This window comes from Sulfurospirillum sp. hDNRA2 (genome assembly GCF_024206095.2).
Taxonomy (GTDB): domain Bacteria; phylum Campylobacterota; class Campylobacteria; order Campylobacterales; family Sulfurospirillaceae; genus Sulfurospirillum.
In genome coordinates, this window is the sequence record NZ_CP159800.1 from 1,454,894 (window position 1) to 1,478,348 (window position 23,455).

General features: G+C 45.8%; 23 protein-coding genes and 1 other RNA gene. 11 read left to right on the forward strand and 13 right to left on the reverse strand.

Annotated elements, in window-relative coordinates:
- Positions 1-11: 11 nt before the first annotated feature.
- The 5 genes from NL930_RS07325 to NL930_RS07345 form a co-directional block, all read right to left on the reverse strand.
- A complete protein-coding gene (locus tag NL930_RS07325) occupies positions 12-1,181 on the reverse strand; it encodes a cation:proton antiporter (RefSeq protein ID WP_373027857.1) in 1,170 nt (389 codons plus the stop codon).
- A gap of 24 nt (positions 1,182-1,205) precedes the next feature.
- An RNA gene (gene rnpB / locus NL930_RS07330) (RNase P RNA component class A) lies at positions 1,206-1,615 on the reverse strand.
- Positions 1,616-1,670: 55 nt separating this feature from the next.
- Positions 1,671-3,485 carry a methyl-accepting chemotaxis protein gene (locus NL930_RS07335; RefSeq protein ID WP_254376178.1) on the reverse strand — a complete coding sequence of 605 codons (1,815 nt, stop codon included), beginning with the start codon at positions 3,483-3,485 and terminating at the stop codon, positions 1,671-1,673.
- Positions 3,486-3,578: 93 nt separating this feature from the next.
- Complete coding sequence (truD, locus tag NL930_RS07340) at positions 3,579-4,664, reverse strand: tRNA pseudouridine(13) synthase TruD (protein WP_254376179.1); 1,086 nt, start codon at positions 4,662-4,664, stop codon at positions 3,579-3,581.
- Positions 4,665-4,765: 101 nt separating this feature from the next.
- On the reverse strand, positions 4,766-5,590 hold the full coding sequence (locus tag NL930_RS07345; RefSeq protein WP_254376180.1) for a thiamine-phosphate kinase: 825 nt from the start codon (positions 5,588-5,590) through the stop codon (positions 4,766-4,768).
- Between the two features lie 276 nt (positions 5,591-5,866).
- Here NL930_RS07345 and NL930_RS07350 point away from each other — a divergent pair, with 276 nt between their 5' ends.
- The 3 genes from NL930_RS07350 (at position 5,867) to NL930_RS07360 (ending at position 7,929) form a co-directional block, all read left to right on the forward strand.
- Positions 5,867-6,544, forward strand: coding sequence for a DUF5644 domain-containing protein (locus tag NL930_RS07350; RefSeq protein WP_060826022.1), 678 nt, complete (start codon positions 5,867-5,869; stop codon positions 6,542-6,544).
- A gap of 9 nt (positions 6,545-6,553) precedes the next feature.
- A complete protein-coding gene (locus tag NL930_RS07355) occupies positions 6,554-7,399 on the forward strand; it encodes a heterodisulfide reductase (RefSeq protein ID WP_254376181.1) in 846 nt (281 codons plus the stop codon).
- Positions 7,400-7,536: 137 nt separating this feature from the next.
- Positions 7,537-7,929: a class II SORL domain-containing protein gene (locus NL930_RS07360; RefSeq protein ID WP_254376182.1), complete on the forward strand. Its 393-nt coding sequence runs from the start codon at positions 7,537-7,539 to the stop codon at positions 7,927-7,929.
- Between the two features lie 17 nt (positions 7,930-7,946).
- Here the strand turns inward: NL930_RS07360 and NL930_RS07365 are convergent, their stop codons facing one another.
- The 5 genes from NL930_RS07365 to NL930_RS07385 form a co-directional block, all read right to left on the reverse strand.
- The gene (locus NL930_RS07365) at positions 7,947-8,777 is read right to left on the reverse strand and encodes an SIR2 family protein (RefSeq protein WP_254376183.1); all 831 of its coding nucleotides are present in this window, start codon (positions 8,775-8,777) and stop codon (positions 7,947-7,949) included.
- Entirely contained in the window at positions 8,764-10,110 is a 1,347-nt protein-coding gene (locus tag NL930_RS07370; protein ID WP_231964758.1) for a sigma 54-interacting transcriptional regulator, read from the reverse strand. The genes NL930_RS07365 and NL930_RS07370 overlap by 14 nt, the downstream gene beginning before the upstream one ends.
- A gap of 150 nt (positions 10,111-10,260) precedes the next feature.
- Positions 10,261-10,470 (reverse strand): putative nitrogen fixation protein NifT, encoded by a 210-nt coding sequence (nifT, locus tag NL930_RS07375; RefSeq protein WP_039675666.1) that lies wholly within the window; start codon positions 10,468-10,470, stop codon positions 10,261-10,263.
- Positions 10,471-10,479: 9 nt separating this feature from the next.
- Entirely contained in the window at positions 10,480-12,117 is a 1,638-nt protein-coding gene (locus tag NL930_RS07380; RefSeq protein WP_254376184.1) for an L-aspartate oxidase, read from the reverse strand.
- Between the two features lies 1 nt (position 12,118).
- Positions 12,119-13,246, reverse strand: coding sequence for an aldo/keto reductase (locus NL930_RS07385; RefSeq protein ID WP_254376185.1), 1,128 nt, complete (start codon positions 13,244-13,246; stop codon positions 12,119-12,121).
- Positions 13,247-13,488: 242 nt separating this feature from the next.
- Here NL930_RS07385 and NL930_RS07390 point away from each other — a divergent pair, with 242 nt between their 5' ends.
- Together NL930_RS07390 and NL930_RS07395 are read left to right on the forward strand one after the other, a co-directional pair.
- Positions 13,489-14,610 carry a pyridoxal phosphate-dependent aminotransferase gene (locus NL930_RS07390; RefSeq protein WP_039675672.1) on the forward strand — a complete coding sequence of 374 codons (1,122 nt, stop codon included), beginning with the start codon at positions 13,489-13,491 and terminating at the stop codon, positions 14,608-14,610.
- Positions 14,607-15,077, forward strand: a complete 471-nt coding sequence (locus NL930_RS07395; RefSeq protein WP_254376186.1) for a peptidylprolyl isomerase — start codon at positions 14,607-14,609, stop codon at positions 15,075-15,077. The genes NL930_RS07390 and NL930_RS07395 overlap by 4 nt, the downstream gene beginning before the upstream one ends.
- Positions 15,078-15,156: 79 nt before the next feature.
- Here NL930_RS07395 and ldhH read toward each other — a convergent pair whose 3' ends face one another.
- Together ldhH and NL930_RS07405 are read right to left on the reverse strand one after the other, a co-directional pair.
- The gene (gene ldhH / locus NL930_RS07400) at positions 15,157-17,283 is read right to left on the reverse strand and encodes an L-lactate dehydrogenase (quinone) large subunit LdhH (RefSeq protein WP_254376187.1); all 2,127 of its coding nucleotides are present in this window, start codon (positions 17,281-17,283) and stop codon (positions 15,157-15,159) included.
- Entirely contained in the window at positions 17,280-17,843 is a 564-nt protein-coding gene (locus tag NL930_RS07405; RefSeq protein WP_254376188.1) for a lactate utilization protein, read from the reverse strand. Before NL930_RS07405 ends, ldhH begins: the two co-directional genes overlap by 4 nt.
- A gap of 314 nt (positions 17,844-18,157) precedes the next feature.
- Here NL930_RS07405 and NL930_RS07410 point away from each other — a divergent pair, with 314 nt between their 5' ends.
- Both NL930_RS07410 and NL930_RS07415 read left to right on the forward strand, forming a co-directional pair.
- Positions 18,158-19,393, forward strand: a complete 1,236-nt coding sequence (locus tag NL930_RS07410; protein WP_254376189.1) for an MFS transporter — start codon at positions 18,158-18,160, stop codon at positions 19,391-19,393.
- 56 nt (positions 19,394-19,449) lie between these two features.
- Positions 19,450-20,223, forward strand: a complete 774-nt coding sequence (locus NL930_RS07415; RefSeq protein WP_254376190.1) for an NYN domain-containing protein — start codon at positions 19,450-19,452, stop codon at positions 20,221-20,223.
- A 1-nt stretch (position 20,224) separates the two neighbouring features.
- Here the strand turns inward: NL930_RS07415 and NL930_RS07420 are convergent, their stop codons facing one another.
- A complete protein-coding gene (locus tag NL930_RS07420; RefSeq protein WP_254376191.1) occupies positions 20,225-20,788 on the reverse strand; it encodes an HDIG domain-containing metalloprotein in 564 nt (187 codons plus the stop codon).
- 257 nt (positions 20,789-21,045) lie between these two features.
- On the opposite strand from NL930_RS07420, the gene NL930_RS07425 reads away from it, so the two are divergent.
- Genes NL930_RS07425 through NL930_RS07440 form a run of 4 tightly spaced genes read left to right on the forward strand, consistent with a single transcriptional unit; the run spans position 21,046 to position 23,454 of the window.
- Entirely contained in the window at positions 21,046-21,456 is a 411-nt protein-coding gene (locus NL930_RS07425) for an NADH-quinone oxidoreductase subunit B family protein (RefSeq protein WP_039675684.1), read from the forward strand.
- Complete coding sequence (locus tag NL930_RS07430) at positions 21,453-21,878, forward strand: 4Fe-4S dicluster domain-containing protein (protein ID WP_052435393.1); 426 nt, start codon at positions 21,453-21,455, stop codon at positions 21,876-21,878. Before NL930_RS07425 ends, NL930_RS07430 begins: the two co-directional genes overlap by 4 nt.
- Positions 21,879-22,373: an NADH-quinone oxidoreductase subunit C gene (locus NL930_RS07435; RefSeq protein ID WP_254376192.1), complete on the forward strand. Its 495-nt coding sequence runs from the start codon at positions 21,879-21,881 to the stop codon at positions 22,371-22,373. It abuts the gene before it with no gap.
- Positions 22,366-23,454, forward strand: coding sequence for a nickel-dependent hydrogenase large subunit (locus NL930_RS07440; RefSeq protein ID WP_254376194.1), 1,089 nt, complete (start codon positions 22,366-22,368; stop codon positions 23,452-23,454). The genes NL930_RS07435 and NL930_RS07440 overlap by 8 nt, the downstream gene beginning before the upstream one ends.
- The last annotated feature ends 1 nt before the right edge of the window (position 23,455 follow it).

The following is a 23,455-nucleotide window of genomic DNA, read 5'->3' on the forward strand; positions in this document are numbered from 1 at the left end:
TCGGGCGTTATTTAGAGATCGTTTTTTTCAAACTTGGCGAACAGATACATCAAGATCTGTATCAAGGTCATAATCAAAATACCTTCCATTAAAGCGGCAACGATAAACGAAGCATATTCATTTGCATCGATCGCTCCGTTTTTAACCGCAATGGTTGCAATGGCAACCAAAAACGTCAAAGGCATCGAATCGCCCAAACTAAAAAGAATTGTACTTTTAAATCCCAAATAGCTGTAATAGGCAATAAAAGAGCTGATCATACGTGCCAAAACCATCGCAATCATAATCCACAGAGCATGCATTAAAATATGCGAACTAAACACGAGATTAAGATCCAACGTCGTTCCGACGAAGATGAAAAAAAGTGGTACCAAAAATCCAAAACCGAACGTTGAGAGTTGATGCGGCAGTTCGCGTTTATGCGTAAAAAAATTCGAAATATAAATACCGGCGATAAACGCACCTAAAACCATATCGATTTCAAGCCATTGCATCGTTGCGATCAAAACGAAAAAAAGCGCCATACTAAAACGTAAACTTTGGTGCATCGTATCGTGATTGGGCATAATAATATTTTTGAGTTGCGGATACCACCAAAAAAGAATTTTAACTAAGCGGAAAAGAACGTACGAAGAGAGAAAAACCAAGGCTAAAATCATCAAACTTTTGACAAAATGCCAACCGAACCCGTGGGTAATCATACCGTCGAAAATTACCAATGCGCCGATGCTAATAATCTCACCGATCACGCCGATAATCAATGAAAGCTCAAGCCATTTGTGTCGACGTCCGTGCTGGTTGATCAACGCCATAATCATCCCTAACGAGACGATCGGTATAGCAACGATATAGACGGCAGAAAGACCCATGATAAAATAAAGCGAAAACGAAATACCGTATAAACATCCGAAATACAACATCGCTTTTTTTAAAAAACGATCTTTATACTCTAAAAAACGCTGAATATCGATCTCTAAACCCGCTAAAAACATCAGATAAAAAAACCCGATTTTGGCGAGGTTTTTAAAGACGTCGTTATCGACATGTAAGAATCCCGACCAAATAGCAAACGTACCGAGTAAAATTTCGACGACGGCTGTGGGAAGGCGAAAAAGGCGAGAAATAATCGGAGAGAGTACCATTAAAAGTACCACATGCGCTAAAAAGATAAGATTTTCCAAAAACATCCTTTTTTAGGCTTTGGGACAAAAGGTACGGCGATAAGCCGGGTTCTGTCTGGGGTGATTATTTATCTACGACTTATCTTACGATAAGCCTCTAGCGAAGGGTTTATGAAGCGTGAGACCAAAACCGTCCCTTCTTGCTACAGGTTGGGTTTACATAGCCGCGATGATTACTCAAAGCGCTGGTGGGCTCTTACCCCGCCGTTTCACCTTTTCCATTAAACTGTCCTCTTGGAGACAAGCAAAGCTCGTCTCCAATTCATCTCACAAAAGCTATGCTTTCGCAAGAATGATAGTCAGCATGGTAGTTTACTCTCTGTTGCACTGTCCCTTAGGTTACCCTAGCCGTCCGTTAGACGGAACCATGTCTCACATGTAGCCCGGACTTTCCTCTTGAACGCACGCGTCCAAGCAATCACCTGCCGTACCTTTAGAACGATTATTGTAGCAAACTTCCCCTTAAAGGTGCTCTGAAGGAGAGAAGAGCTACGACTTTTTGACCTCTTCGATCATTCGATCAAGAACTTCAAAAAGCTCTTTGCTTTTGATTTCGACGGTTTTAAAATTCTCCAAAATAGCTGCGGCATTTTGCGTGCAACCGTCGGTACGAAGGCATTTTAACGATTCCAAGATTTTTTCGTGAATCAAGGCATGCGGCGCGGCTAAACGTTGAAAACTCGGAACATGTCCGAAAGCGGTTTTTCCGTCTCCTTCGTCATACCATTTGCCCAAACGACATTCGTGATGATTGCTCAAGTTTATTTTAGTATCGTTATTGAAAAGGGCATTATAAGCGTTGAGTTTAAAAATAATATGATCCAATTTGGCTAATTCAATGAAAATATCGTAAGAAATCAGTCGATTTTCCCTTCGAATCGCATCGGCATTATCGGTTAAATGATGCAACGCGTTTTTGAAGCGATCCAGTTTTTGTGCCGATTCGAGTGCGTAGTTTTCCGTAGATTCGGTGTTTTCGACCATGACTTCGGAGTTTTGTCTAAGAATATTGATGGTTGCTTCGACTTCGGCAGTTGCTTTTTGCGTTCGCTCCGCCAATTTTCTAACTTCATCGGCAACCACCGCAAACCCGCGTCCGTGTTCGCCCGCACGCGCCGCTTCGATGGCGGCATTCAGTGCTAAAAGATTGGTTTGATCGGAAATATCTTTGATTAAAGCGATGACGTGACCGATTTCTTGCGTACTTTGCGTCACGCTTTGAGCATTTTGACGCGTTTCGTTGACTTTTTCGACGATGCGATCGATTGCATGTATGATTTCATCGGTGCTTTGATGTACGTCGGTTACGACCACGGAGGTTTGCTCGTTCAGAGTTAATATCTCCTGCAATGTCACTATCGTCGATTGCATCGTATGTTGTATAGCAACGCTTCCTTCAATCGCACCGGAGGTCATGGCATTGCTTAATGCTATCATCAAACGAGATTGTGCCATATGTTCGTTCACTTCGCGATGCGCCTCTTTCATTTTCGCCTCTTCTTCTTGAGCCATGAGAACGACATGTTCGAATTGATCGAAAAGGCGATTGAAATGTTCGGAAGTATGCGCGATTTCATCATTGCTCTCAATCGGTAAGCGACGGGCAAGATCGGCTTTTTCGGAAGCAAGCAGTGCGGCAATATCTTTGAGTTTATTGATATTTTTAAGAATGACCCGTGACGTATACCACGATACAAAGAGTAAAATACCGATACCGAACGTAGCGGTTAAAATCATCGTTGCGTATCCCGATTTTAAGGCTTCGTTAGAACGGTTTTCGTCTTTTTGAGCCTGTTCATTGGAAAGCACGACCAATTGATCGACAAAGCGACGATGTTCTTCATAATACGTTTGTAACTCACCGTGTAACAGGGCATACGCCTCTTTTAAATCTCCGCGTTCGACGGCAGGAATCAACTTGGTTGCCGTTACTTCAAAATAACGTAATGCCGGAGCTTTTATATGTTCCAAAATGAGTTGTCGTAACGGTTGGGGTAAAGTACTTTGCTCCCAATAACGCTGACGATCTAAAAAATCTTTTTGTAAGGTTTCAAGCTTGTGTTTGTGCTCTTCAATCTGTGCTTGCGTGCTGTCGGCAAGTTGATAACTGACCAAGCGCGCTTCGATGATATATTCCGGAGGCGGAAGAATGTCGGCTAAAAGGTCTTTGGAGAGAATGATTTGTTCGTATAAACTTCCTTGAATTTGTACCCGTTGAATCGTGATAAACGAAAGACCTATGAGTAAAATAACCACGCATGAACTGATGAAAGCGGAAATAATCAAACGGTATTTGATTGTCATAGCAAGCTCCGTTACGGATTAGCACCGTCGTCGTTTTACGCCAACGACAATGCTAAAAGGAAATCTTGCATAAAGTATTCCATTAAGAAATTTTTATAATTCTATCTTAAGTAATTCCTCGATGATCACGGTAGCGTACGAGCCTTTTGGAAGGGAAAAATGCATTTCAAACCATGCCTCTTCTTCTTTGTAAATACCCTCAACATCTTCCGCAAAACTCCATGCAAAGCGACGGCTTCCGTTGATTTTGTCTAAAAAAGGCACGCTCTCTTTAAAAATCATCTGTTCGATTTCGCCCGCCTCGTATTCGGCACGAATATTTTTACCGCCGACCAACCAACCGGCTATCGTGATACCGTGTGCTAAAAAACGCGGAAGCTCTTCTGCAACAGTTTCACACACGAACGCTTTGCCCGCAGGGTAATGATGCAACACATCGCCGTGCAAAAGTTTAAAAAACTGGGGTTGTTTTTTAAGGCTTTCGACCATCTCTTTGGGTAGGTTTGTTGCGCGTGTCGCATCGGCGACATTGAACTCTTCGATCAAGCGGCTCATTTCGATGCGTTTTGAAAGCCACATGTTAAACAGATAGCTCTGATACGCGTTGATAAAAAACTCTTTCATCTTAGGGTTGCGTTCTTTGCGACTCCCCTCTAAAATCGCTTTACCCTTAACGTAGTTGTCGCCGTCAATGCCAAAACGCTGGTAGCCGAAAAAATTCGGGAAACCCTCTTTAGCGATCTTTTTAAGACCGTCTTGAAGTTTTTTCCCATCGATGGGGCCTACTTTTTTAAGGCGTACAAAAAAGCGATTGCCTTTTAAGTGTCCTGTACGGATTTTATTGTTGTGGTAGGTTTTGTCTAAAATTTTGATCTTTTCATGGCTAAAGTTGGCAAGTTTTGGCTCGAAATTTTTATGCAACGAAATGTACTGCGTCGTCATGCCCTCTTTGTCTTTGAGTCCTGCATAACCAAAATCACGCACTTTACACCCCGTCACTTCACTAAGGTATTGAAGCATATCCCATGTCGTGAGGTCTTTTTTTCTGACATGTAAGACCAAATGCTCACCCTCGCCGCTGAAAGGATAAAGAGGGATTTCATTGACCACGAAGTCACTGCTGTTTTTGGTAAACATCGCATTGATCGGCGAATGGGAAAGAAAAAATTGCCTGTTCATAAATGTCCTTGATTGGTTAATAGTATGCCCTTTTGCATACGGTTTCTACGCTCGATGAGGCCAGCGTTGCGATGTTGGTTGGCGTGCGAAGTACGTCACCCTCAAAAATGATGTTCCCGACAACGACACCTAAGCCGTCCTCTTTGCACGCGACCAACAATCGTCATTTTCGTGCGCGTTTGACGGGCAAGGCGCGCAACCGTTCGTTTTTTACGCGGATCGAAACAAAAAAGCATCTCATACTCTTCCCCGCTACATGTAAGCCTTTTAGGGAGCCGTTTGAGCCAGCGAACGCCCTTTTTACCGCTTTGTTTTAAAAGACGCGAAAGGTCTTTAAAGAGTCCGTCGGAAATATCCATACCCGCATGCCAATAACGAGCGGCTTTGTAAACGAAACGCTCTTTAAGATCGGGTTGCATAAAGCGTCCCGACGAAGAGACGCTCCCTCCTCGCAACAGGCGCGTCAACTCACGATAAGAACGACCGAGCGTCCCGGTATACGCGACGTAATCGCCTATTTTTGCACCGCTTCGATACAAAACATGCGAAGGACGCTCGGCAATGATCGTAATCGAGATCGCCAAGGTTTCCCCCGCGGTCGTGTCGCCGCCGATGATGTCGATTCCGTAGCGGCGTGCTACCTTTTGAAACCCTCCGCTTAATTCTTTGAGTTGCGCGTAGTCGAATGTTTTAGGCATCACGACGCCGATCAATGCCCATTTAGGTTTTGCATTCATCGCAATCGCGTCGGAGATATTGACCAACATGCTTTTTTGCGCGATTTGATCCAAACGCATCCAGTCGCGTCTAAAATGAATCCCTTCGCAAAACAGGTCTTTTGCATAGACGAAATTTCCCACAACCGCACCGTCGTCGCCGATGCTCGTACTTGGAAATTGTGAAATAAAAAAAGACTCTTTGTCCATGTAACCCCACTTGCGTTTAAACTTTTTTACCTTAACATGCTTTGAGAGCAAAGCTCTAAAAGCTGCGTTAACACTGGGTTTTGCAAGACGTAACGCCTACGCACCCTTGGTGCTTTTTACCTATACCAAAAATTTTGTACGAAAGCTATTGTAAGATGATACGCATTAAGAAGCCATTATAGCGACGCGTGCGCCTAAAACCACTTGAAAAATAGGCGTTTTCCTTAAGTAAAAGTGCGCTAGAATAGAGTATTACCTTAAAAGGAGTTCGAAAAAATGGAGTGTAAACTTGCCCTCAGCGTTTTTCGCTTTGACGCAAAAACAGATTTTCTTCCTTACTACAAAACCCACTACGTCACCGTCGATCTTAACGAAAGCGTTCAAACGCTTTTAACGCTTATTCAGGCACAAGATCCTAGCTTTGATTTCCCAAAAGACGCTCTTTCGGCTCTTAAAATCAATCAAAAAGCCCTTTTTGCTTCCGAAACACTCAAAGGTGTCGTCGAGTCAATGGGTAAAGAGTTGTGCTTAGAACCGCTTAGCATCAAACGTGCTATCAAAGATATGATCATCGATACCGACGATTTTTATCGCAACTTTGATCGGCTCAATGCTTGGGTGGACGGTAAAGATAAAGCCCTTTACGAGCAGTATCTGATTTACCGTTATGCTTCCAGTGCTTTAGACGTCATTGAAGATTTTCAAGGCGACGCTTTGTTTGCGTTTGCTTTCGATATGATTCAAAAATATCCCGAGCAAAAAGAGAAAATTTTAAACGTGATCGCCGATGAAAAAACCGGTATCTTCGTACGCACGAGATTGTGCCAAAAAATCTATCCGTGTGCAGGCGAAGTCGAGCGAAAAATCGCCGCATTGAAAAACACGATGATGCAACATCGACCGTTTTTCAATCCTTTGGTCGAAAAATTATCCCGTCGCGTCGACACGTTGTAAGGAGAGACGATGAAACGTTACTTTTTATTCGATAGTTTAATCGAAGCCGATAAAACAACCCCTTTCACGCAAGCGACCCAAACACTTTTTCGCATGTTGGAGCTTGACGTTCCCTCTTTAAAAGAGGTTAAATCCGACGTCGGATTTGAGATGATGATGCTGGATCAAGAAAAGTTCTTCATTCGCAATGCCTTCACGCTTTCCAAAGCCGCGAAAGAAAACGCGCATATCGTCTGTCCGGAGCAAAGTTCGTTCAGCTCTCTTGCTATAACGAAAGAGGCTCTTCAGACAAATCCCGAGCTCTATGAAAAAGTAGCCTCCGCGCTCTTGGATAAAAGCGTTACGCTGAACCTTGACGTCGAAATTTTAAGCTTAGAGCGTTTTTTACTGGAAGTCTGCGACAGTGAAAAGCTCAAAACGATGCTCAAGCACCCTTTTACGAAGTTTCAAGCAGCACTTTTCCAAAGCAACGCATATTGCCGTGCTCGCAAATTTAACCGCGATGAAGATTTAAACACCCTTTTGGAACTGATAGAACTCAAACGCGTTAAACACGAGCACCGTTTTGAAAGCGACGGATACGAACTCTTCGATGCCAATCCGCAAGCCGCCCAAAAACTTTGCGGCAAAGCGATGCTCGATATGTTCGACAATGCGGCGGATTTCATCGTCGTGACGGACGCGCGCAGTTTTGTGATGTGCGACGCCTACCAAAAAGAGAGCGAAAAACTCCTCGGTCGCGAAATCGGACTTTTTAGCCTCACGCTTCCCGAACTTTTAGTGTTGGCATTGGGAGAAACGAATGCTAAAGCGATCGGCGTTGATAAGCACAACGTTCGCGTTACCCTCCTCTAAAACCTCACATGTAAGGAGCAAAAGATCTTTGCTCCTTAAAAAATTATAAATAGGACTTTATCTCTCCTATTTTTAAGAGTTATTTTCACGATTGTGTATTATGATTTCACATCTTTTAAACAACAAGGAGTCATGGAATGCCAAAAATTAATCGTTACGTCGATATCGACACCGTTGAGAGAGAAGCTAAAAAAGATTATATCGATCGACACTCTCCCTTTATCGCCTGTGAGCAAAACGCTAAACAAAATGCACCGTTTAAAGTAACCGTTAAAGTCGGAAACGCCTATACACATCCGGACGATTTTGACCACTACATCGCCAATATCCAACTTTACAACGGCGAAACGCTTTTAGCAAGAGCCGATTTTGTCGCCGGAACACTCGGAGGACAAGATAAAAAAGGTCAAGCGGAAGTCACGTTTACGATCGTTCCGACCGGTAAAAAACTCCACCTCGTCGCACAAAGCTACTGTACTAAACACGGTATTTGGGAGAGCGATCCCGTTGAAGTAAGCGTCGAAGAATAAATATATTATAAAGAGTGCTACTCGGCACTCTTTAAAAATGTTTCTAATGAAACGGGAAGCTTTTCGACACGATGGGCTTTCAAAAACTTTTCCTCTTTTTTACGCATCGTCTCTTGATCGTTGATCGTATAACCGCCTTTCAATCCTAACGTAATCTCGTTTGCTACCATACGAAAAGTATCGCGATCGAAATCGACGCCGAGGAAAAGATAGCTTTTGTCGTTTTTATAGGTTTTCAATAAAGGAGGAAGCGCGTAACCACCCATCGCTTCGGTCAACCAATCGACAAAATCGGCATCGGAAATAATAAAGTTTTTCTCGGGAACCGTACAGCCGAGCGGTTTAAAAACGATAGGAATTTGTACATGTAAGGCTTCTTTGTCGACACGCGTATAGGTTTGAGTCGCAACGTCGTAACGATACACGATAAAACGATCATACCCCGCCATAATACGACTCACGCCCGTAATCAAAAAATGCTCCGTCGCATCGTACAGTTTGAGCAGCGAATCGTCCAGATTAAGATCGACGACGTAGCGAGGCATCAAGGTTTTGAGCCACACGTACACCTCAGGCATTGCGTAAGGCTTTGCCGTAAAGATATGGTTTGTCATTCCTTCGATATACGCTCGTCCTTTGCGTTGTTCCAAGCTCATCGCCGCGCGCGAATACTCGTACATCAGCCTTGGAGACATCGCGCGCCCCGAATTTAACGCTAAAATCATCGAATCGCTGTCAAAAGGAATTTGAAAGCCGTCTTCGGTCTTTGTGCCTTTAAAAACGCCCATTCCGATGAAAGGAACCGTCGTGCCCTCTTTAATTTGGGCTTCTAATTCATGCTTCTTCACTCATGATCCTTCGTTGGCACATTAGTTTTTGGTTAAACGCCGGTAAAAGCAACAGCATTTCATCCGCACTAATACCGTCTTCGCTTCCCATCAATACGATTCTCTCAACCGTATTTTCCAGCTCTCGCACGTTTCCTGGCCACGTGTATTGGCACAAGATTTCCATCGCTTCGTCGGTAATAAGCACTTTTTTCTTATGATTGCTCATCGATTTTTGTAAAAAGAAATTGACGAGCAACGCAATATCGTCGCCGCGTTCGCGAAGCGGCGGCAAATCGATAGGAATGACGTTGAGACGATAGTACAAATCTTCTCTGAACGTCCCGTTTTTTACCATCTCTTCCAAATTGCGATTGGTTGCGGCGACCAAACGAACGTTGACTTTAATCGTTTTACTGCCGCCGACGCGCTCAAATTCGCGTTCTTGTAAAACGCGTAACAGTTTGACTTGCGCCGAAGCCGAAATATCGCCGATCTCGTCTAAAAAGAGCGTTCCGCCGTCGGCAAGTTCGAAACGACCCTTGCGCGCCTCTTTCGCATCGGTAAACGCCCCTTTTTCATGCCCGAAAAGTTCGCTTTCGATCAAAGTATCGGTAATCGCCGCGCAGTTGAGCTTCACAAAAGGCTCTTCTTTGCGTTTGGAGCGTTTGTGAATCGCGGCGGCGACGAGTTCCTTACCCGTACCCGTTTCGCCTCGTACCAACACCGTGACGTTACTCTCGGCGATCCGCTCGACGACGTTGTAGACCATCTTCATTTTCGGACTTTCTCCGATAATGTCGCCGAAATTGTGAACCTTCGAGTCCCACTCCATTTTGTAGTAAAGTTTTAACTCTTTGAGACGCTCTTTTTCTTTCAAATTAATATCGTGCGAGCGAATGGATTGAGCAAAAATCGAACTCAAAATCGTCAAAACGCGAATCGTACTTTCAAAATCAATCGCCGTCTTACGCGTCGTACTGGCACCCAAAACGCCGATGACCTCTTGATCGACCAACATCGGCACGGCAATATACGAAATCGCGCTTTGATCGCGATTGCCCGATTTGTTTAAAAACATCATATCGTTATGAAGGTTTTCGATGACGACGGGCTCTTTACTCTCCGCGGCGTGTCCCGTGACGCCTTCGCCGAGTTTATACGTCGCCAACTCTTTTTGGTGTCTGCTAAAATCGATACTGGCATAAACGCTTAAAATATTATCTTCGCCGAGCGTATGAATTACGCATTTTTCAAGATGCAATCTATTTTTTAAAATCATTAACGCTTTTTCAAGCGATGCGACCAAATTCAGTGAATTGGAAACGACCGTTGCCGTTTCATAGAGTGTCATTAGTTCTCTCGTGTTCAGACAATCTCCACATTTTGCGTCTAATGGAACCATCGTACACTCCTAAACCGCTAGTTTCGATACGTAATTATAGACAAAATGAATATTTAATATCCACTTTTTATGTTTATATTTTAACCACAAACCCACATGTTATTCCGAAATCTTTTTACACACCTCTTCTTTGGGAAGGTTCTTGGGACCTGGTTGTATCCACCACGTTTCGTCGTTACTCAAAACCACTTCGCCGCCCCATTTTTCTTCGCTGTTAAATTCGATGGTTTTGATGGTCTCCTCCATATCTTTTTTTGCGATATAAAAGTAGATTTCGTTTCCCTCTTCGCGTAACATTACTTTTGCCATTTTTTCTCCTTAGGTTAATAGTTTTTTTAAAAAGCGCGTCAACCATTGATCTTCATACGAAACTTTGAAAAAGCCTTTTTGAAGCTCTTTGACCAAAACGTGACGATTTCCCTCTTTTGACATGTAAGGATGCTCTTCCCTATAATGCGAACCGCGGCTCTCTTTACGGTGCAATGCGCCTAAGATAATCGCTTCGGAAAGTTCTAAAGCGTTACGAAGCTCCAAAATCGAAATCAATTCGACGTTATTGTGTTTGCCTTTGTCGATGCAATGCAGGGTATTGGCTTCCAGACGCAAATATTTCATATAATCAAACGCTTCTTGCAAGGAGCTTTCGTTGCGAAAAATACCCGCTTTGTCGAACATAACCTTTCCGACCGAAATTCGCATAGCGTTGAAGTTTTTCGTGCAATCTCCCTCGAAAATGCGTTGTACCAAATCCATATTTTTGATAACGACGCTATAATCGATCGGCAAAAGATCACGCGTATGCGCATACTCTTTGGCTTTTTTTCCGGCAAGTTCGCCGAAAACTGCTCCTTCCAAAAGCGAATTTCCACCCAAACGATTGGCACCGTGAACGCCTAAAGAAGCACTCTCGCCGCAAATGAAAAGCCCCTTCACATCGCATTCGCACATCACCGAAGCGATACCGCCCATACTGTAATGCGCGACGGGTTTGATCTCTAAAAGCTCGCTTGACAAGTCGATGCCCGCTTGGTTATAAGCACTTTTGTACAAAGAAGGCACGCGCGTTTCCAAAACTTCTTTGGGAATATGACGCATATCGATATAGACTTTTTGACCCGCTTTGATTTGAGAAAAAATCGCGCGCGCCAAGACGTCTCTTGTTCCCAGTTCGTTCACGAAACGTTCCCCTTGCGAATTGACGAGCAATCCGCCTTCACCTCGCGCCGCTTCGGAAACAAGGTAACTGGTTTTAGCAAATCCCGTCGGGTGAAATTGCACGAATTCCATATCTTGCAAACTGAGTCCCGCCCGTAACGCGACGCTCAGCAAATCGCCCGTACAATCTTGGGCATTGGTACTGTATCCTCGATAAATGCCCGCATATCCGCCGCCGGCAAATACGACGGCTTTGGTCGGATAAACCGCCACCGTAGAGTCTTGCTTTTTCAAAACGACGATGCCGCTGACGTATTTCTCGATTTTCGTAATGTCCATCACGTAATGGTTCACTAAGAAATCCACGCCGATCAAGCGCGCCTTTTTTATCAACGCCTGCGTAATTGCCGAACCCGTACTGTCGCCGACGAAACAGGTGCGTTTTGAACTTCCGCCTCCGAAACTGCGTTGTAAAATTTTTCCGTTTTCGTCGCGATCGAAAGCAACACCGTAATCGACGAGCTTTTGAATGATATGCGGTGCTTGGCGGCATAAATACGCAATCGCTTTTGGATTGCCCAAACCTTGCGCGCTTTTACGCGTATCGTCGATGTGTTTTTGAATCTCCGCTTCGTCTTTAGGATCCAATACCGCGTTAATTCCGCCGCTGGCGACGGCACTGTTCGACTTAAAAAGATTGCCTTTGGTAATGATGGCGACACTGTTGGTCTCGCTTTTCGCTTCAATCGCCGCCATCAGTCCGGCGATACCCGAACCGATAATAATCACGTCATACGTCATTTTAACGCTCCACTTGGTATAAAAGATTGTATTTGGCAAGAGTGGCGGCATTGGTTTTGGCAATGCCGAGATTGGTCAGGACATGTTCGGGATTGCTCGAGCTAAAAAGCGAACTAACGACGCCGCGAGTAGAACGCACAAACTGTAATGCTAATTGCACGTCGCTTTCAAGCTCCATTTTCGAATCGAGCAAATAGCCGACTTCCGGCTTAAAGGGACGCTTAAACAGATGCATCTGTAACAAAGAAGCACTGCTTAAAACGCCTAATCCCAATTTATGGGCAACTTGTAAAACCGTGTACTCTTTTGCGTCGCTCATCTTTTGCGTCGGCACGGAGTAGGCATGGGTTTTAGCGATATTAAACGGAAGTTGGACGTATTTAAAGTGGTGGTTTGAACCGCCGACTTCACGTGCAACGTCAAACACCTCTTCGAGGTTGATATGCTCTTCGTTATGCTCTTCGTACGTCAGCGCATTCCAAACGGCAATACCGTAAGCGCGTATTTTCCCCTCTTCAACCATCGCTTCGAACAAGCGAAAAATATCTTCAAGCCGATGCAAAAAATGACGACGCCCCAAACGTTGAAGTTGGGTTTCGGGATTGTGTAAAAAATAGACGTCTAGCGTTTCGACACGTAAATTTTCTAACGAGCGATGCAACGAATCGTACAAAAAAGCAGGCGTCATACAATGCTGATCGAGTTCGATATCATCGGGACGCGCCAAGCCTTTTTGCACGATGTGTTCGTCGATCCACATGTAAGGATTTTGAGGGAAGGGAAAATCAAGCGGAATAAAACCGCCTTTAGAGCAGATAATCAGCTCGTCGCGCTTGATTTCACCGGCTTCTAGCAGCTCTTCCAACGCTTCGCCGATCTCGCGCTCGCTTTGTTGGTAACGGTAGTTAATTGCCGTGTCGATCAGGTTAATACCGCCGCGTATCGCCGTTTTTAAGGCTTCTTTGTAGTCGAACAGATAGTTTTCTTCTTTATAAGGCTCTTTTTTAAACGTTCCAAATCCCAGTTTGGAAAAGATCAGCCCGTCAAAACGTGCGTAAAAATCTTTATAATGGGAAAATCGTTTGGCAAAGCGATGAGTTGCTTCGGGAGTTGCATACAATTCGTGCATCGTTCACCTCATAATTTTTTTCGATACGGCTTTCTATACAAGAAGCGTTCCGTTACTTTTGAGCATTGAAGTGCCCTTTACGACGTCAGCATTATGCCTTCAAAAACGTAATTATTTTGATTAAAATATAAGCAATGCCGATGCACTCTCAAAACCTCTCGCTTCGTATGAACGACTTTTCATTGGCTTAAATCTTTTATAGGTATAATAGACTTCTCGTATTCAAATTGTTAGGAATAAACGTGCGTTGTGAAAAAATGAGTTCTTTTATTGTCATGGACATCGTCAAAGAAGCGGAAAAATACGACGATTGTATCCACTTTGAGATCGGACAACCCGATCTTCCGCCCTCTCCAAACGTCAAACAGGCTTTACATGTCGGTATCGACGACGACCGCTTTTCGTATACGCAAAGCCATGGACTCATCGCACTACGTGAAAAGATCGCCGCGCATTACGCCAACACGTACAATGTCACCATCGACATCGACCAAATCTTTTTAACACCCGGAACCAGCGGTGCGTTTCTCATCGCCTATGCTTTAACGCTCGGCAAAAACGCGACTTTAGGCTTTAGCGACCCTTCGTATCCGTGTTACAAAAACTTTGCCTATCTTTTGAACATCACGCCTTGCTTTATGCCTATCGGCAAAGAGGACGATTTTCAGTTACATGTAAAGCATTTAGAAGAACACACACTCGATGCTCTGCAAATCTCTTCCCCTGCCAATCCCACGGGAAATATCTACGGTAAAGAAAACCTTAAAGAGCTTGTTAGCTACTGTGAAGCAAAAAACATCGCTTTTATCTCCGATGAGCTTTATCATGGGCTAACCTATGAAAAAGAGGCGCATTGTGCCCTTGAATTTGGAAGCGATAACGTCTATGTTATCAACGGCTTTTCCAAATACTATTGTATGCCCGGTCAGCGTTTGGGTTGGGTCATCGTGCCCAAAGAGAAAATCCGCCATGCCGAAATGGTGGCGCAAAACTTCTTTATTTGCGCTCCCACCCTTAGCCAATACGGCGCACTGGAAGCTTTTGATGAACATTACCTTAGAAAAATCAAAGCCGAGTTCAAAGCCCGCCGAGACTTTTTATACGCCGAGCTCTCGCAACTTTTTGAGATCGACGCCAAACCCGAGGGTGCTTTTTACATCTGGGCAAACGTCTCGAAATATTCCGACGACGGCTTTGCGTTTGCCAAAGAGCTCTTGGAGAACATTCACATCGCACTCACGCCGGGGATCGACTTCGGCGAAAACGGCACACACTGCTATGTGCGTTTTGCCTACACGCGAAGCATCGAACATATGCGCGAAGGCATCGAGCGTTTAAAAAACTATTTGAAGGATAAACAATGAACATTCAAAAAAACCGCGTGGTCACGCTCAGCTATCAGCTCTTTGACGCAAGCAATCGTCAACCTTTGGATACGGGCGACGAACCGTTGGTTTACCTCCACGGAGGATACGGCGATCTGTTTGAAAAAGTCGAACACGCTTTGGAAAACAAAAAGATCGGCGATGAAGTCACGCTCGTTTTAAGCGCAAAAGAGTCGTTCGGCGAATACGACGAAAACTTGGTCGTGACGCAACCGCGAAGCGATTTTGACGAGCACGTCCATGTCGGAGAACAGTTTGAAGAGATTGTTGAAGATGAAGTCGGCGACGACGAATCCGTCTTATACCTCGTCAGCGAAGTCACGAAAGAGCATGTCATCTTAGACGGTAACCACCCTTTTGCGGGCAAAGAGATTCTCTTCCACGCGATCGTCGCCGACGTACGCGAAGCAAGCAAAGAAGAGATCAAAGAGCAATACGCACGCTAATCCTTCTTTGAGTTCTTGAAAAATCAACGCTAGTATCCTACATGTAAGGAATTTCTTCCTTACATGTAGACTTCACACTTTATTTAAACTTATCGACCATGAGTTCGGCGGGATGAATCGCTTTGACTTTCGAGCCTGATTTATCCAAACCGCCTCGTATCTGAATCAAACAGCCCGGACACTCGGCGGTCACGAACTCCGCACCCGTCGCTTCGATGTTTTCAAGTTTACGTTTGAGCATTTTCATCGAAATCTCGGGTTGTTTGAGGGTGTACGAACCGCCCATACCGCAACACGTATCGCACTCGTGCATCTCTTTGATCTCATACCCTGCCGCACTCAGTGCTTCACGAGGCTCTTTGAAAACGCCTACGTGACGTTTGGCGTGGCACGAGTCATGATAGGTTAAGGTATGAAGTTCCATGCCCTCTTTAGGCGTTAAGCGTTTTTCTTTGATGAGCTTATCGACCAATTCGGTGAACATGTAGGTTTTTGATGCGACTTTTTCGGCTTGCGGGATGAGGGATTCTCGGTGTTGTTCTTTAAGAATTTTAATCCACTCTTTTTTCAAAGCGGTCGTACAACTGGCACAACTAACCACGACATAGTCGGGATTGCCTTCTAAAAGCGGTAAAATGTTGCGCTCCGCCGCGTCGGCCGCCATATCAAACGAACCGCTTCCCCAGTGTGGAATGCCACAGCACGATTGCGCTTCGGGGAAGAGCACTTCAATGCCCGCTTTGTTCAAAATCTTCACAATCGCCACGCCCGCATCGGGGTAAACGAAATCCAACGCACAGCCCGCGTAAAATGCCGCTTTTTGCTCGCATTTAGGTTGTCGGATGCTCGTAAAAAGATCGCGAAACGGAACCGGTGCGACGGAAGGCAAACTTCGATACTCCGAAAGACCTGAGAGAAACATCGGAAGATGGCGTATAAAGCCCTCTTTCACAAACGGTTTTTGCACCACAGAAGCGGCGCGCAACATCGTATGGAAAACCTTGCGGTTGTTGATGACTTGAAGCGCACTTTTGTAGATAAACGGCAAACCCTCTTTTTTTGCGGCACGACGGCGAATCTCTAAGATGAGCCCCGGAATGTCGATCTTTGCGGCGCAAATCTCTTTACACTTGTCACACCCAATGCAAAGTGCTTGAATGTCTTCAGCGGATTTTAGCTCGTTAAACCACGCCGTTAAGATCGTGCCGATACCACCCGTGTAGATGTCGCCGAAGACATGACCCGTGACCAGACGGTACACAGGGCAGACGTTCAAACACGCCGCACAGCGAATGCACTGAAGCGCTTCTTTAAATTTCGGGTCTTTTGCCATCGCGGTTCGGTTGTTGTCCATCAAGACGATATGCACCTCTTTCATTTCGCCGTCGTCATTGAGCGTGGGAGCGGAAATGAATGAAGCGTAGCTGGTAAGGAGCTGACTGGTTGCATTGCGCGGAAGCGCGGCTAAAATAGGCGCGGCGTCCGTATAGTTGGGAACCAGTTTTTCAAGACCGACCAATGCGACGTGAATTTTGGGAAGTGTCGTGACAAGGCGGGCATTGCCCTCGTTGGTACAGATGACGATGGAACCCGTCTCCGCAATGGCGATGTTCGCACCGGAGATACCCATATCGGCTTCAAAAAATTTCTCGCGAATCGCTTTACGCGCTACTTTGACGAGTTTTTGAATGTCATTGTCCAGCGGTTGCTTTGTTTCCTGCGCAAAAAGGTCGGAAATCTCCTCTTTCGTTAAGTGAAGGGCGGGCATAACCATATGGGAGGGCGTTTGGTGCGCAAGCTGGCAGATCCACTCGCCCAAATCCGTTTCGTCCGATTGAATGTCAAATTGATCAAGGAAATGGTTGAGATGAATTTCCTCCGTTGCCATCGACTTAGACTTAACGATCTTTTTGACCCCTTTTTCTTGGCACAGATTGGCGATGTATTCGCGCGCTTCATCGGGACTTTTGGCGATGAAGACTTTCATACCGCTTTTTTCCGCATTGTGCTTAAACGTTTGGGCAAGCTCATCCAAATGCCCCGCCGCTTCACCTTTAATATCGGCGATTTTCGAACGCAGTGCTTCAAAGTCAACGCCTTCAAACGCTTTGGCTCGGGTTGCCGGATAATTCCACCGGTCTAAAATCCCAGCCAAGTTTTGATTTTCAAGTGCCTTATGAATCGATGCCGACATACCCTCTTTCATGATGCTGCTCCTTCTAACGCTAAATCATCCACACATACGATCACCAATCGCTCAGGTCCATGCACCCCGATAGCAAGTACGCGCTCAATATCTGCGGTTTTACTCGCACCCGTAATCAGCGTGATGTATTTGTCCTCTTTGGGGTGCATTTTGCTCATCAATGCCGGAATATCCGCAATGATTTTTGATGTCGGCAAAATCGCTACGTGAATCCACGCCAGTGCTGAAACAAGGCGTTGCGTCACGTCGGTCGAGTCTTGTGCCATACTGCCCGTCTCCGCAAGCCCCCATTTCAGTTGGCTAATGCCTACTTTTGCCCCTTTTGCCAATTCCCGCGTCACGTCAAAATGAAGTCCCGGAAATTTCTGAGCCATCGCTTCATTGTCAAACGCTTCTAAAATAGGACTCTGCGCCCATACGGCGTACGAACCCGCTTCATCCTTAACGCCCTCTTGCGCCATAAACGCCTCGATAAACCCCAATGCCTCTGAGGTTGTCGCAAAACGCTTCACTTCGGTATTGCCCGACGCCTCCGCTTTTGCTTTAAAACTTTCAAACATAGATGCCTCTCCTTTTTCGTAAACTCTTTTTGACATGTAAGAAATTTCTTAATAAAATATAAATTATTATATTTAATCTAAACACTAAATATTGTAGCTCACGCGAATGACGAATGTATGAGAATTTGAGAAGTGCGAAAAAGAGCTAAGAAGAGATTTACTTTCCGATACACTGAAGGAAATCCCATCTTTTCAGAATACGCAATTTTTTACCGATGAAAGATGCGATAAGACTCTTTTAAAAAGGACTATGTAGCTTTTCTTCTTCTGACATGTAAAACCGTTTCAAACCTTAACTCCGCTATAATTTCATTATGAACATTAATACCTTTCGGGCTTTTCAAAGTCGCAATTATCGGCTCTTTTTTGCGGGGCAATCGATCTCTTTGATGGGGACGTGGATGCAACGAACGGCCGTTTATTGGGTTGTTTACATGCAAACGCATTCGGCGTTTATGTTGGGCTTGAGCGTTTTTGCGACGCAGTTTCCCTCTTTCGTCTTTTCGCTGGTCGGTGGAATCGTCGCCGATCGTTACGATCGTTATAAAGTGCTCTTGTTCACGCAAATTCTTTCAATGATGCAAGCGATCATCTTAACGCTGGTCGTGGCGTTTACGCATTATAGCGTCACGGAAATTTTACTTTTGAGCACTTTTTTGGGCGTGATTAACGCTTTTGATCTTCCGGCGCGTCAATCGCTTGTCTACTTGCTCGTTGCGAAAAACGAGGATTTAGGCAATGCCATCGCGCTCAATTCTTCCATGGTCAATTTGGCAAGGCTCGTAGGCCCTGCACTCTCCGGTTTGGTTTTGGAGAGTTTGGGAGCAAGCCTTTGTTTTATGCTCAACGCATTGAGTTTTATGGCGGTTATCGCTTCCTTGTCGATGATGAAACTCCCCTCGTATGCGCCGCGACCTACGAAGCAAAAACTGCTCGGCGACTTGCAAGAGGGGCTACGTTACGTTCGGACTTCGCCTTATTTGTTTAAGCTGATCCTTTTGTTGGCACTGATAAGCTTTTGCGTGTTACCCTACGCGACGCTTTTACCGATCGTCGCTAAAGAGGTTTTAAACGGTAACGCTTTGACGTACGGTTATCTTATTAGTTGCGTCGGTATCGGCGCACTCTTTGGAGCCGCACGGCTGGCTTCGTTGTCGAGCATCCTTTATCACCAAAAAATTTTATACCTTGCGACGCTCTTGCTCGGCGGTAGCATCGTTGCACTCTCCTTTTGTACCGTCGATTTGCCCGCTTTTGCGTTTGCCGCACTCTCCGGACTCGGTATGATGCTGCATACGACGATCGTCAATACCTTGCTGCAAACCCTCTCCGACGTTCGTATGCGCGGACGCGTGATGAGCTATTACGCGATGGCGCTTTTCGGTATGCAACCGATCGGAGCGTTGTTGATCGGTACGATTTCGCATCGTATCGGCGTGGAACATACGCTGTTGCTTCAAGGACTTCTTGCCCTATGCCTGGCACTTGCATTTCGCTCTTTTTTATGGAAAAACGTACCCGAACAAGACGCATACGCTAAAACGCTTTAACGCCTAAACTAAGCTATAATAGACGTTAGAGCATTTTTAACCAAAGGTATCACATTATGAAAAACGGTAGCGAAGAGAAGCGTATCGTCGTCCTTATCGACGCGGACAATGCACAACAAAGTAAAGTAGAACCGATTTTGGCGGAGCTTTCGACGCACGGGCGCATTATCGTCAAACGAGCGTACGGCGACTGGTCGAGCAGCTACCTCAAAAATTGGAAAGAGCGACTTAACGAGCTGGCGATTCAGCCGATTCAGCAATTTGCCTATACGACGGGCAAAAATTCGACCGACGCTTCGATGATTATCGACGCGATGGATTTGCTTTACACGCAAAAATTCGATGCGTTTGCGTTGGTCTCGAGCGATAGCGACTTTACCAAGTTGGCTTCACGCCTCAAAGAGTCTGAGATTTACGTTTTTGGATTCGGCGAGCATAAAACGCCGCTTTCGTTTCGTAACGCCTGCGACGATTTTATCTTCACCGAGAACCTTAGTATCGAACCTGAACCGCTGGAAGAGCTTCCCGAAGCCAAACCGACGCCAAAAGCCGACGACGACGCACTCAAAGAGTTGATCAAGCTTTTGCATATCGGTTGGGAGAAGACGCAAGACGAAGAAGGATGGGCAAGTATTTCGGCCGCCGGCGCGTACATCAAACGCCAATCGCCCGATTTTGATCCGCGCACCTACGGTTCGAGTAAATTAACCTCGCTTCTTGCCAAGCTAAGCGAGCATTTTGAGATGAAACGCTATCCGGGAAAAGGAACGACGACCATCGTCGATTATCGACCGATGATCAAAAAATCCCCTGCCCGTAAGCGACGCTAAGTTAGGATTTCATCTCCAAACCCAAGCTCGGCGCGATAGCGCGCATTGCCGATATGACGTCAACGATCAGTTCGTCGATACTTACATGTAACATGTCGGCTCCTTTTTGGATCACTTCCCTGCTCGCACCCGCGGCAAAGCCTTTGTCTTTAAACTTCTTTTTCGCCGAGGAAAGTTCCAAGTCCATTACGGATTTGCTCGGTCGTACCAGTGCACACGCGGTAATGAGTCCCGTAAGTTCATCGACCGCGTATAAGGTTTTTTCCATTTGCGAGAGAGGTTCGACGTCGGTACAGATTTCCCATCCGTGCGACATCATCGCGCGAACGACCTCTTCGGGATAACCGTTTTCACGAAGAATCTCGGCACCTTTACGGCAATGTTCCTCGGGATAGCGTTCGTAATCGACGTCGTGTAACAATCCGACGATTCCCCAAAGCTCCTTATTTTCCCCCGATTTCTCGGCAAAATATCGCATCGTACCTTCGACGGCAAGTCCGTGCGTCACGAGGGCATTCGAGTTATAACGTTTGAGTAGCGCAAGCGCATCTTCGCGTGTAGGCATAGGTTTCCTTTCTAGGTAAAATGAACTTCTTTCATAAGCTACAAAAGGCATGATGTCCTAACGCTAGGCTTTAGCGCAAAAAGGCATCTTGGAGCAGGCTTAGGCAAAAAGTCTCACTAAAGAGCTTATTGTAACACATTCGTCACGACAAAGAAGTCTTTTTGTGCTAAAATGCTCTACTTAAAAAAAGCTTTTATTTTTTAGTTAGATTAAAAATGTATAATTTACATTCAAAAACGCTATAAAGAGAGAATAGTTTGAATCCGATTAACGTTTATCGCATCAACACGGGCTCGTGTAACGGTTGCGACGTCGAGCTTTTAGCCAGCGTTCTGGTGCCGAAATTCGGCTTTGATACTTTAGGCTGTACGTACACGAACGATCCCGAAGCAGCCGACGTCGTGATCGTTACGGGTTCGATTACCGCACGCTCCAAACCCTTTTTAGAATCCACCCTCAAACGCCTTCCCAAACGTAAGATCGTCGTTGCGATGGGCATATGCCCGATCAGTTGCGGCGTTTTTCGGGATAGTTACTCGATTGAAGGGCCCTTAGACCGCTTCGTCGAAGTCGACGTCAATATCGCGGGGTGTCCGCCGAGTCCGCAAAGTATCGTTGAGGGCTTAGTGCTCGCCTGTCGACTCTACCGCGACAAGGAGGGAGCATGAGCGCATATAAAGGCAAACTCTCTTACGATCAAACGCAGTGTATCGTTTGTCAAACCTGTGCTTTCGTCTGTCCCGCCGGAGCGATCAACATTACATGTAAGGCGCTCAAGCAAAGTTACGAATTTATCATTTGGCACAATTCGTGTACGTTATGCGGCAATTGTACCTATTTTTGTCCGACCGGAGCGATCGCACTGAGCGACGTACGCGCCGAAGCTTTACCTCAAAGTCAAAAATACACGGCGATCACTTCGGCGACTTTGGCGTTTGATCGTTGCCCGAAATGTTCCGAACCGATGATTCAAACACCCGATTCGCTCCTCAACAAAGGATTTTCAAAACGAGACGATGCTCTTCGGTCGCTCTTTAACCTCTGTCCGAAATGCCGACGCGAATCTACTTTTACAAAGCGAGTTCTTTAAATGCATACCCTTGAAAAAACCTTGAACGACTCATTAGCCGCGCAAAACAATCCGTTACGTTTTACGCCGCACTACGACAGCCTTTGGTGCGAAACGGACGATCAAACGCTCTTTTTAGCCTTGGCGGAGCTTTTACGCCGTGTAGAAGCACGCGTGTGTATGATTAGCGCATACGCTAAAGACGAAGCACACGAACTCGTGTACCATTTTGACTGCGGCGGCGTCATGGTAAACGTCAAAGTGTACGTCGCCGATCGATGCGTTTTCTCGATCACGCCTTTGTTTAAAAGTGCCGATTGGACGGAGCGGGAACTCAGCGAAATTTACGGTATCGCGCTTCAAAACCATCCCAACCCCCAACGTCTCTTTTTGGACGATTCGATTTCCCAAAGCGTTTTAGACGAATACTACTCGCTCTCGTCGATGATGAACGGGCGCGTTAGCGAAACGCTCTGGAGTAAAGTCAAAGCGCAAAAGGAGGCACGCCATGGATAAAACGACCGTGATTTTAGGCCCTTTCGACGTCGCGCTGGAAGAACCCGTTTACTTTAAAATCGAGCCCAACGACGACGCTCGAACGATTAAAAGCGTTGATATGGTCAACGGTTTCGTACATCGAGGCATCGAGTCGATCGTACTGCAAAAAAACTTTTTACAAAACCTGATCATTACCGAAAAAGTGTGTGCGCTTTGCTCCAACAACCATCCTTTTACCTACTGTATGGCAGTGGAAAAAATCGCGCGTATCGACGTTCCGATGCGCGCACAATACCTTCGCGTCTTGACCGACGAGATCAAGCGTATCGCTAGCCATCTTTTCAATTTGGGTATGCTCTCGCATTTGATCCACGACGGCGCGTTAATGCGGGATTTTCTCGAGACGCGCGAAGCGTTTCAAGACCTTAAAGAGCGCATTTGGGGCAATCGTATGGACTTAAGCGCCAATACGATCGGCGGCGTCAAGTTTGACCTCGATCAAACCCTCATAACCGCAATTCAAACAACGCACGATCAAAACGAAGAGGCAATCAAACGTTTTATCGAACGCTTCGAACACGACGAAATGCTGATCAAACGCTTAAAAGGCGTAGGCGTTTTACCGCACGAAGATGCCCTCAAGCTCGGTGTCGTAGGTCCGGTCGCTAGAGCCAGCGGCGTCGACAACGACGTACGCAAACATGCTCCTTACGCGGCGTACGCTTCTTTGGACTTTAAGGTCATTCTCAAACAAGACGGCGACGTACTCTCGCGCGCACTCGTGCGTTTGTACGAAATCGTAGAGTCGATCGCGCTCGTACGCCAAGTTTTAAACGCCTTGCCGCAAGGCGAAATCGCCTTACATGTCAAAACGATGGTACCCGAGGGCGAAGCCGTCTCCCGTAGCGAAGCACCGCGCGGAGAGTTGGTCTATTACCTCAAAAGTAACGGCACGCGAAAGCCCGAACGTATGAAATGGAGGGTTCCGACGTATATGAACTGGGAGGCGCTCAAAATTATGATGCCAAACAACACGATTGAGGACGTTGCGCTGATTTTTAACAGCATCGATCCTTGTATCTCCTGTACCGAGCGTTAAG

What these genes read in the sequence shown, in the direction of transcription:
- NL930_RS07370 (WP_231964758.1), bottom strand. Translation starts at nt 10,110, where the DNA reads ATGACACTCTATGAAACGGCAACGGTCGTTTCCAATTCACTGAATTTG.
- NL930_RS07435 (WP_254376192.1), top strand. Translation starts at nt 21,879, where the DNA reads ATGCATACCCTTGAAAAAACCTTGAACGACTCATTAGCCGCGCAAAAC.
- NL930_RS07415 (WP_254376190.1), top strand. Translation starts at nt 19,450, where the DNA reads ATGAAAAACGGTAGCGAAGAGAAGCGTATCGTCGTCCTTATCGACGCG.
- nifT (WP_039675666.1), bottom strand. Translation starts at nt 10,470, where the DNA reads ATGGCAAAAGTAATGTTACGCGAAGAGGGAAACGAAATCTACTTTTAT.
- NL930_RS07440 (WP_254376194.1), top strand. Translation starts at nt 22,366, where the DNA reads ATGGATAAAACGACCGTGATTTTAGGCCCTTTCGACGTCGCGCTGGAA.
- NL930_RS07345 (WP_254376180.1), bottom strand. Translation starts at nt 5,590, where the DNA reads ATGGACAAAGAGTCTTTTTTTATTTCACAATTTCCAAGTACGAGCATC.
- NL930_RS07405 (WP_254376188.1), bottom strand. Translation starts at nt 17,843, where the DNA reads ATGTTTGAAAGTTTTAAAGCAAAAGCGGAGGCGTCGGGCAATACCGAA.
- NL930_RS07355 (WP_254376181.1), top strand. Translation starts at nt 6,554, where the DNA reads ATGAAACGTTACTTTTTATTCGATAGTTTAATCGAAGCCGATAAAACA.
- NL930_RS07430 (WP_052435393.1), top strand. Translation starts at nt 21,453, where the DNA reads ATGAGCGCATATAAAGGCAAACTCTCTTACGATCAAACGCAGTGTATC.
- NL930_RS07360 (WP_254376182.1), top strand. Translation starts at nt 7,537, where the DNA reads ATGCCAAAAATTAATCGTTACGTCGATATCGACACCGTTGAGAGAGAA.
- ldhH (WP_254376187.1), bottom strand. Translation starts at nt 17,283, where the DNA reads ATGAAAGAGGGTATGTCGGCATCGATTCATAAGGCACTTGAAAATCAA.
- NL930_RS07335 (WP_254376178.1), bottom strand. Translation starts at nt 3,485, where the DNA reads ATGACAATCAAATACCGTTTGATTATTTCCGCTTTCATCAGTTCATGC.
- NL930_RS07395 (WP_254376186.1), top strand. Translation starts at nt 14,607, where the DNA reads ATGAACATTCAAAAAAACCGCGTGGTCACGCTCAGCTATCAGCTCTTT.
- truD (WP_254376179.1), bottom strand. Translation starts at nt 4,664, where the DNA reads ATGAACAGGCAATTTTTTCTTTCCCATTCGCCGATCAATGCGATGTTT.
- NL930_RS07385 (WP_254376185.1), bottom strand. Translation starts at nt 13,246, where the DNA reads ATGCACGAATTGTATGCAACTCCCGAAGCAACTCATCGCTTTGCCAAA.
- NL930_RS07410 (WP_254376189.1), top strand. Translation starts at nt 18,158, where the DNA reads ATGAACATTAATACCTTTCGGGCTTTTCAAAGTCGCAATTATCGGCTC.
- NL930_RS07380 (WP_254376184.1), bottom strand. Translation starts at nt 12,117, where the DNA reads ATGACGTATGACGTGATTATTATCGGTTCGGGTATCGCCGGACTGATG.
- NL930_RS07420 (WP_254376191.1), bottom strand. Translation starts at nt 20,788, where the DNA reads ATGCCTACACGCGAAGATGCGCTTGCGCTACTCAAACGTTATAACTCG.
- NL930_RS07350 (WP_060826022.1), top strand. Translation starts at nt 5,867, where the DNA reads ATGGAGTGTAAACTTGCCCTCAGCGTTTTTCGCTTTGACGCAAAAACA.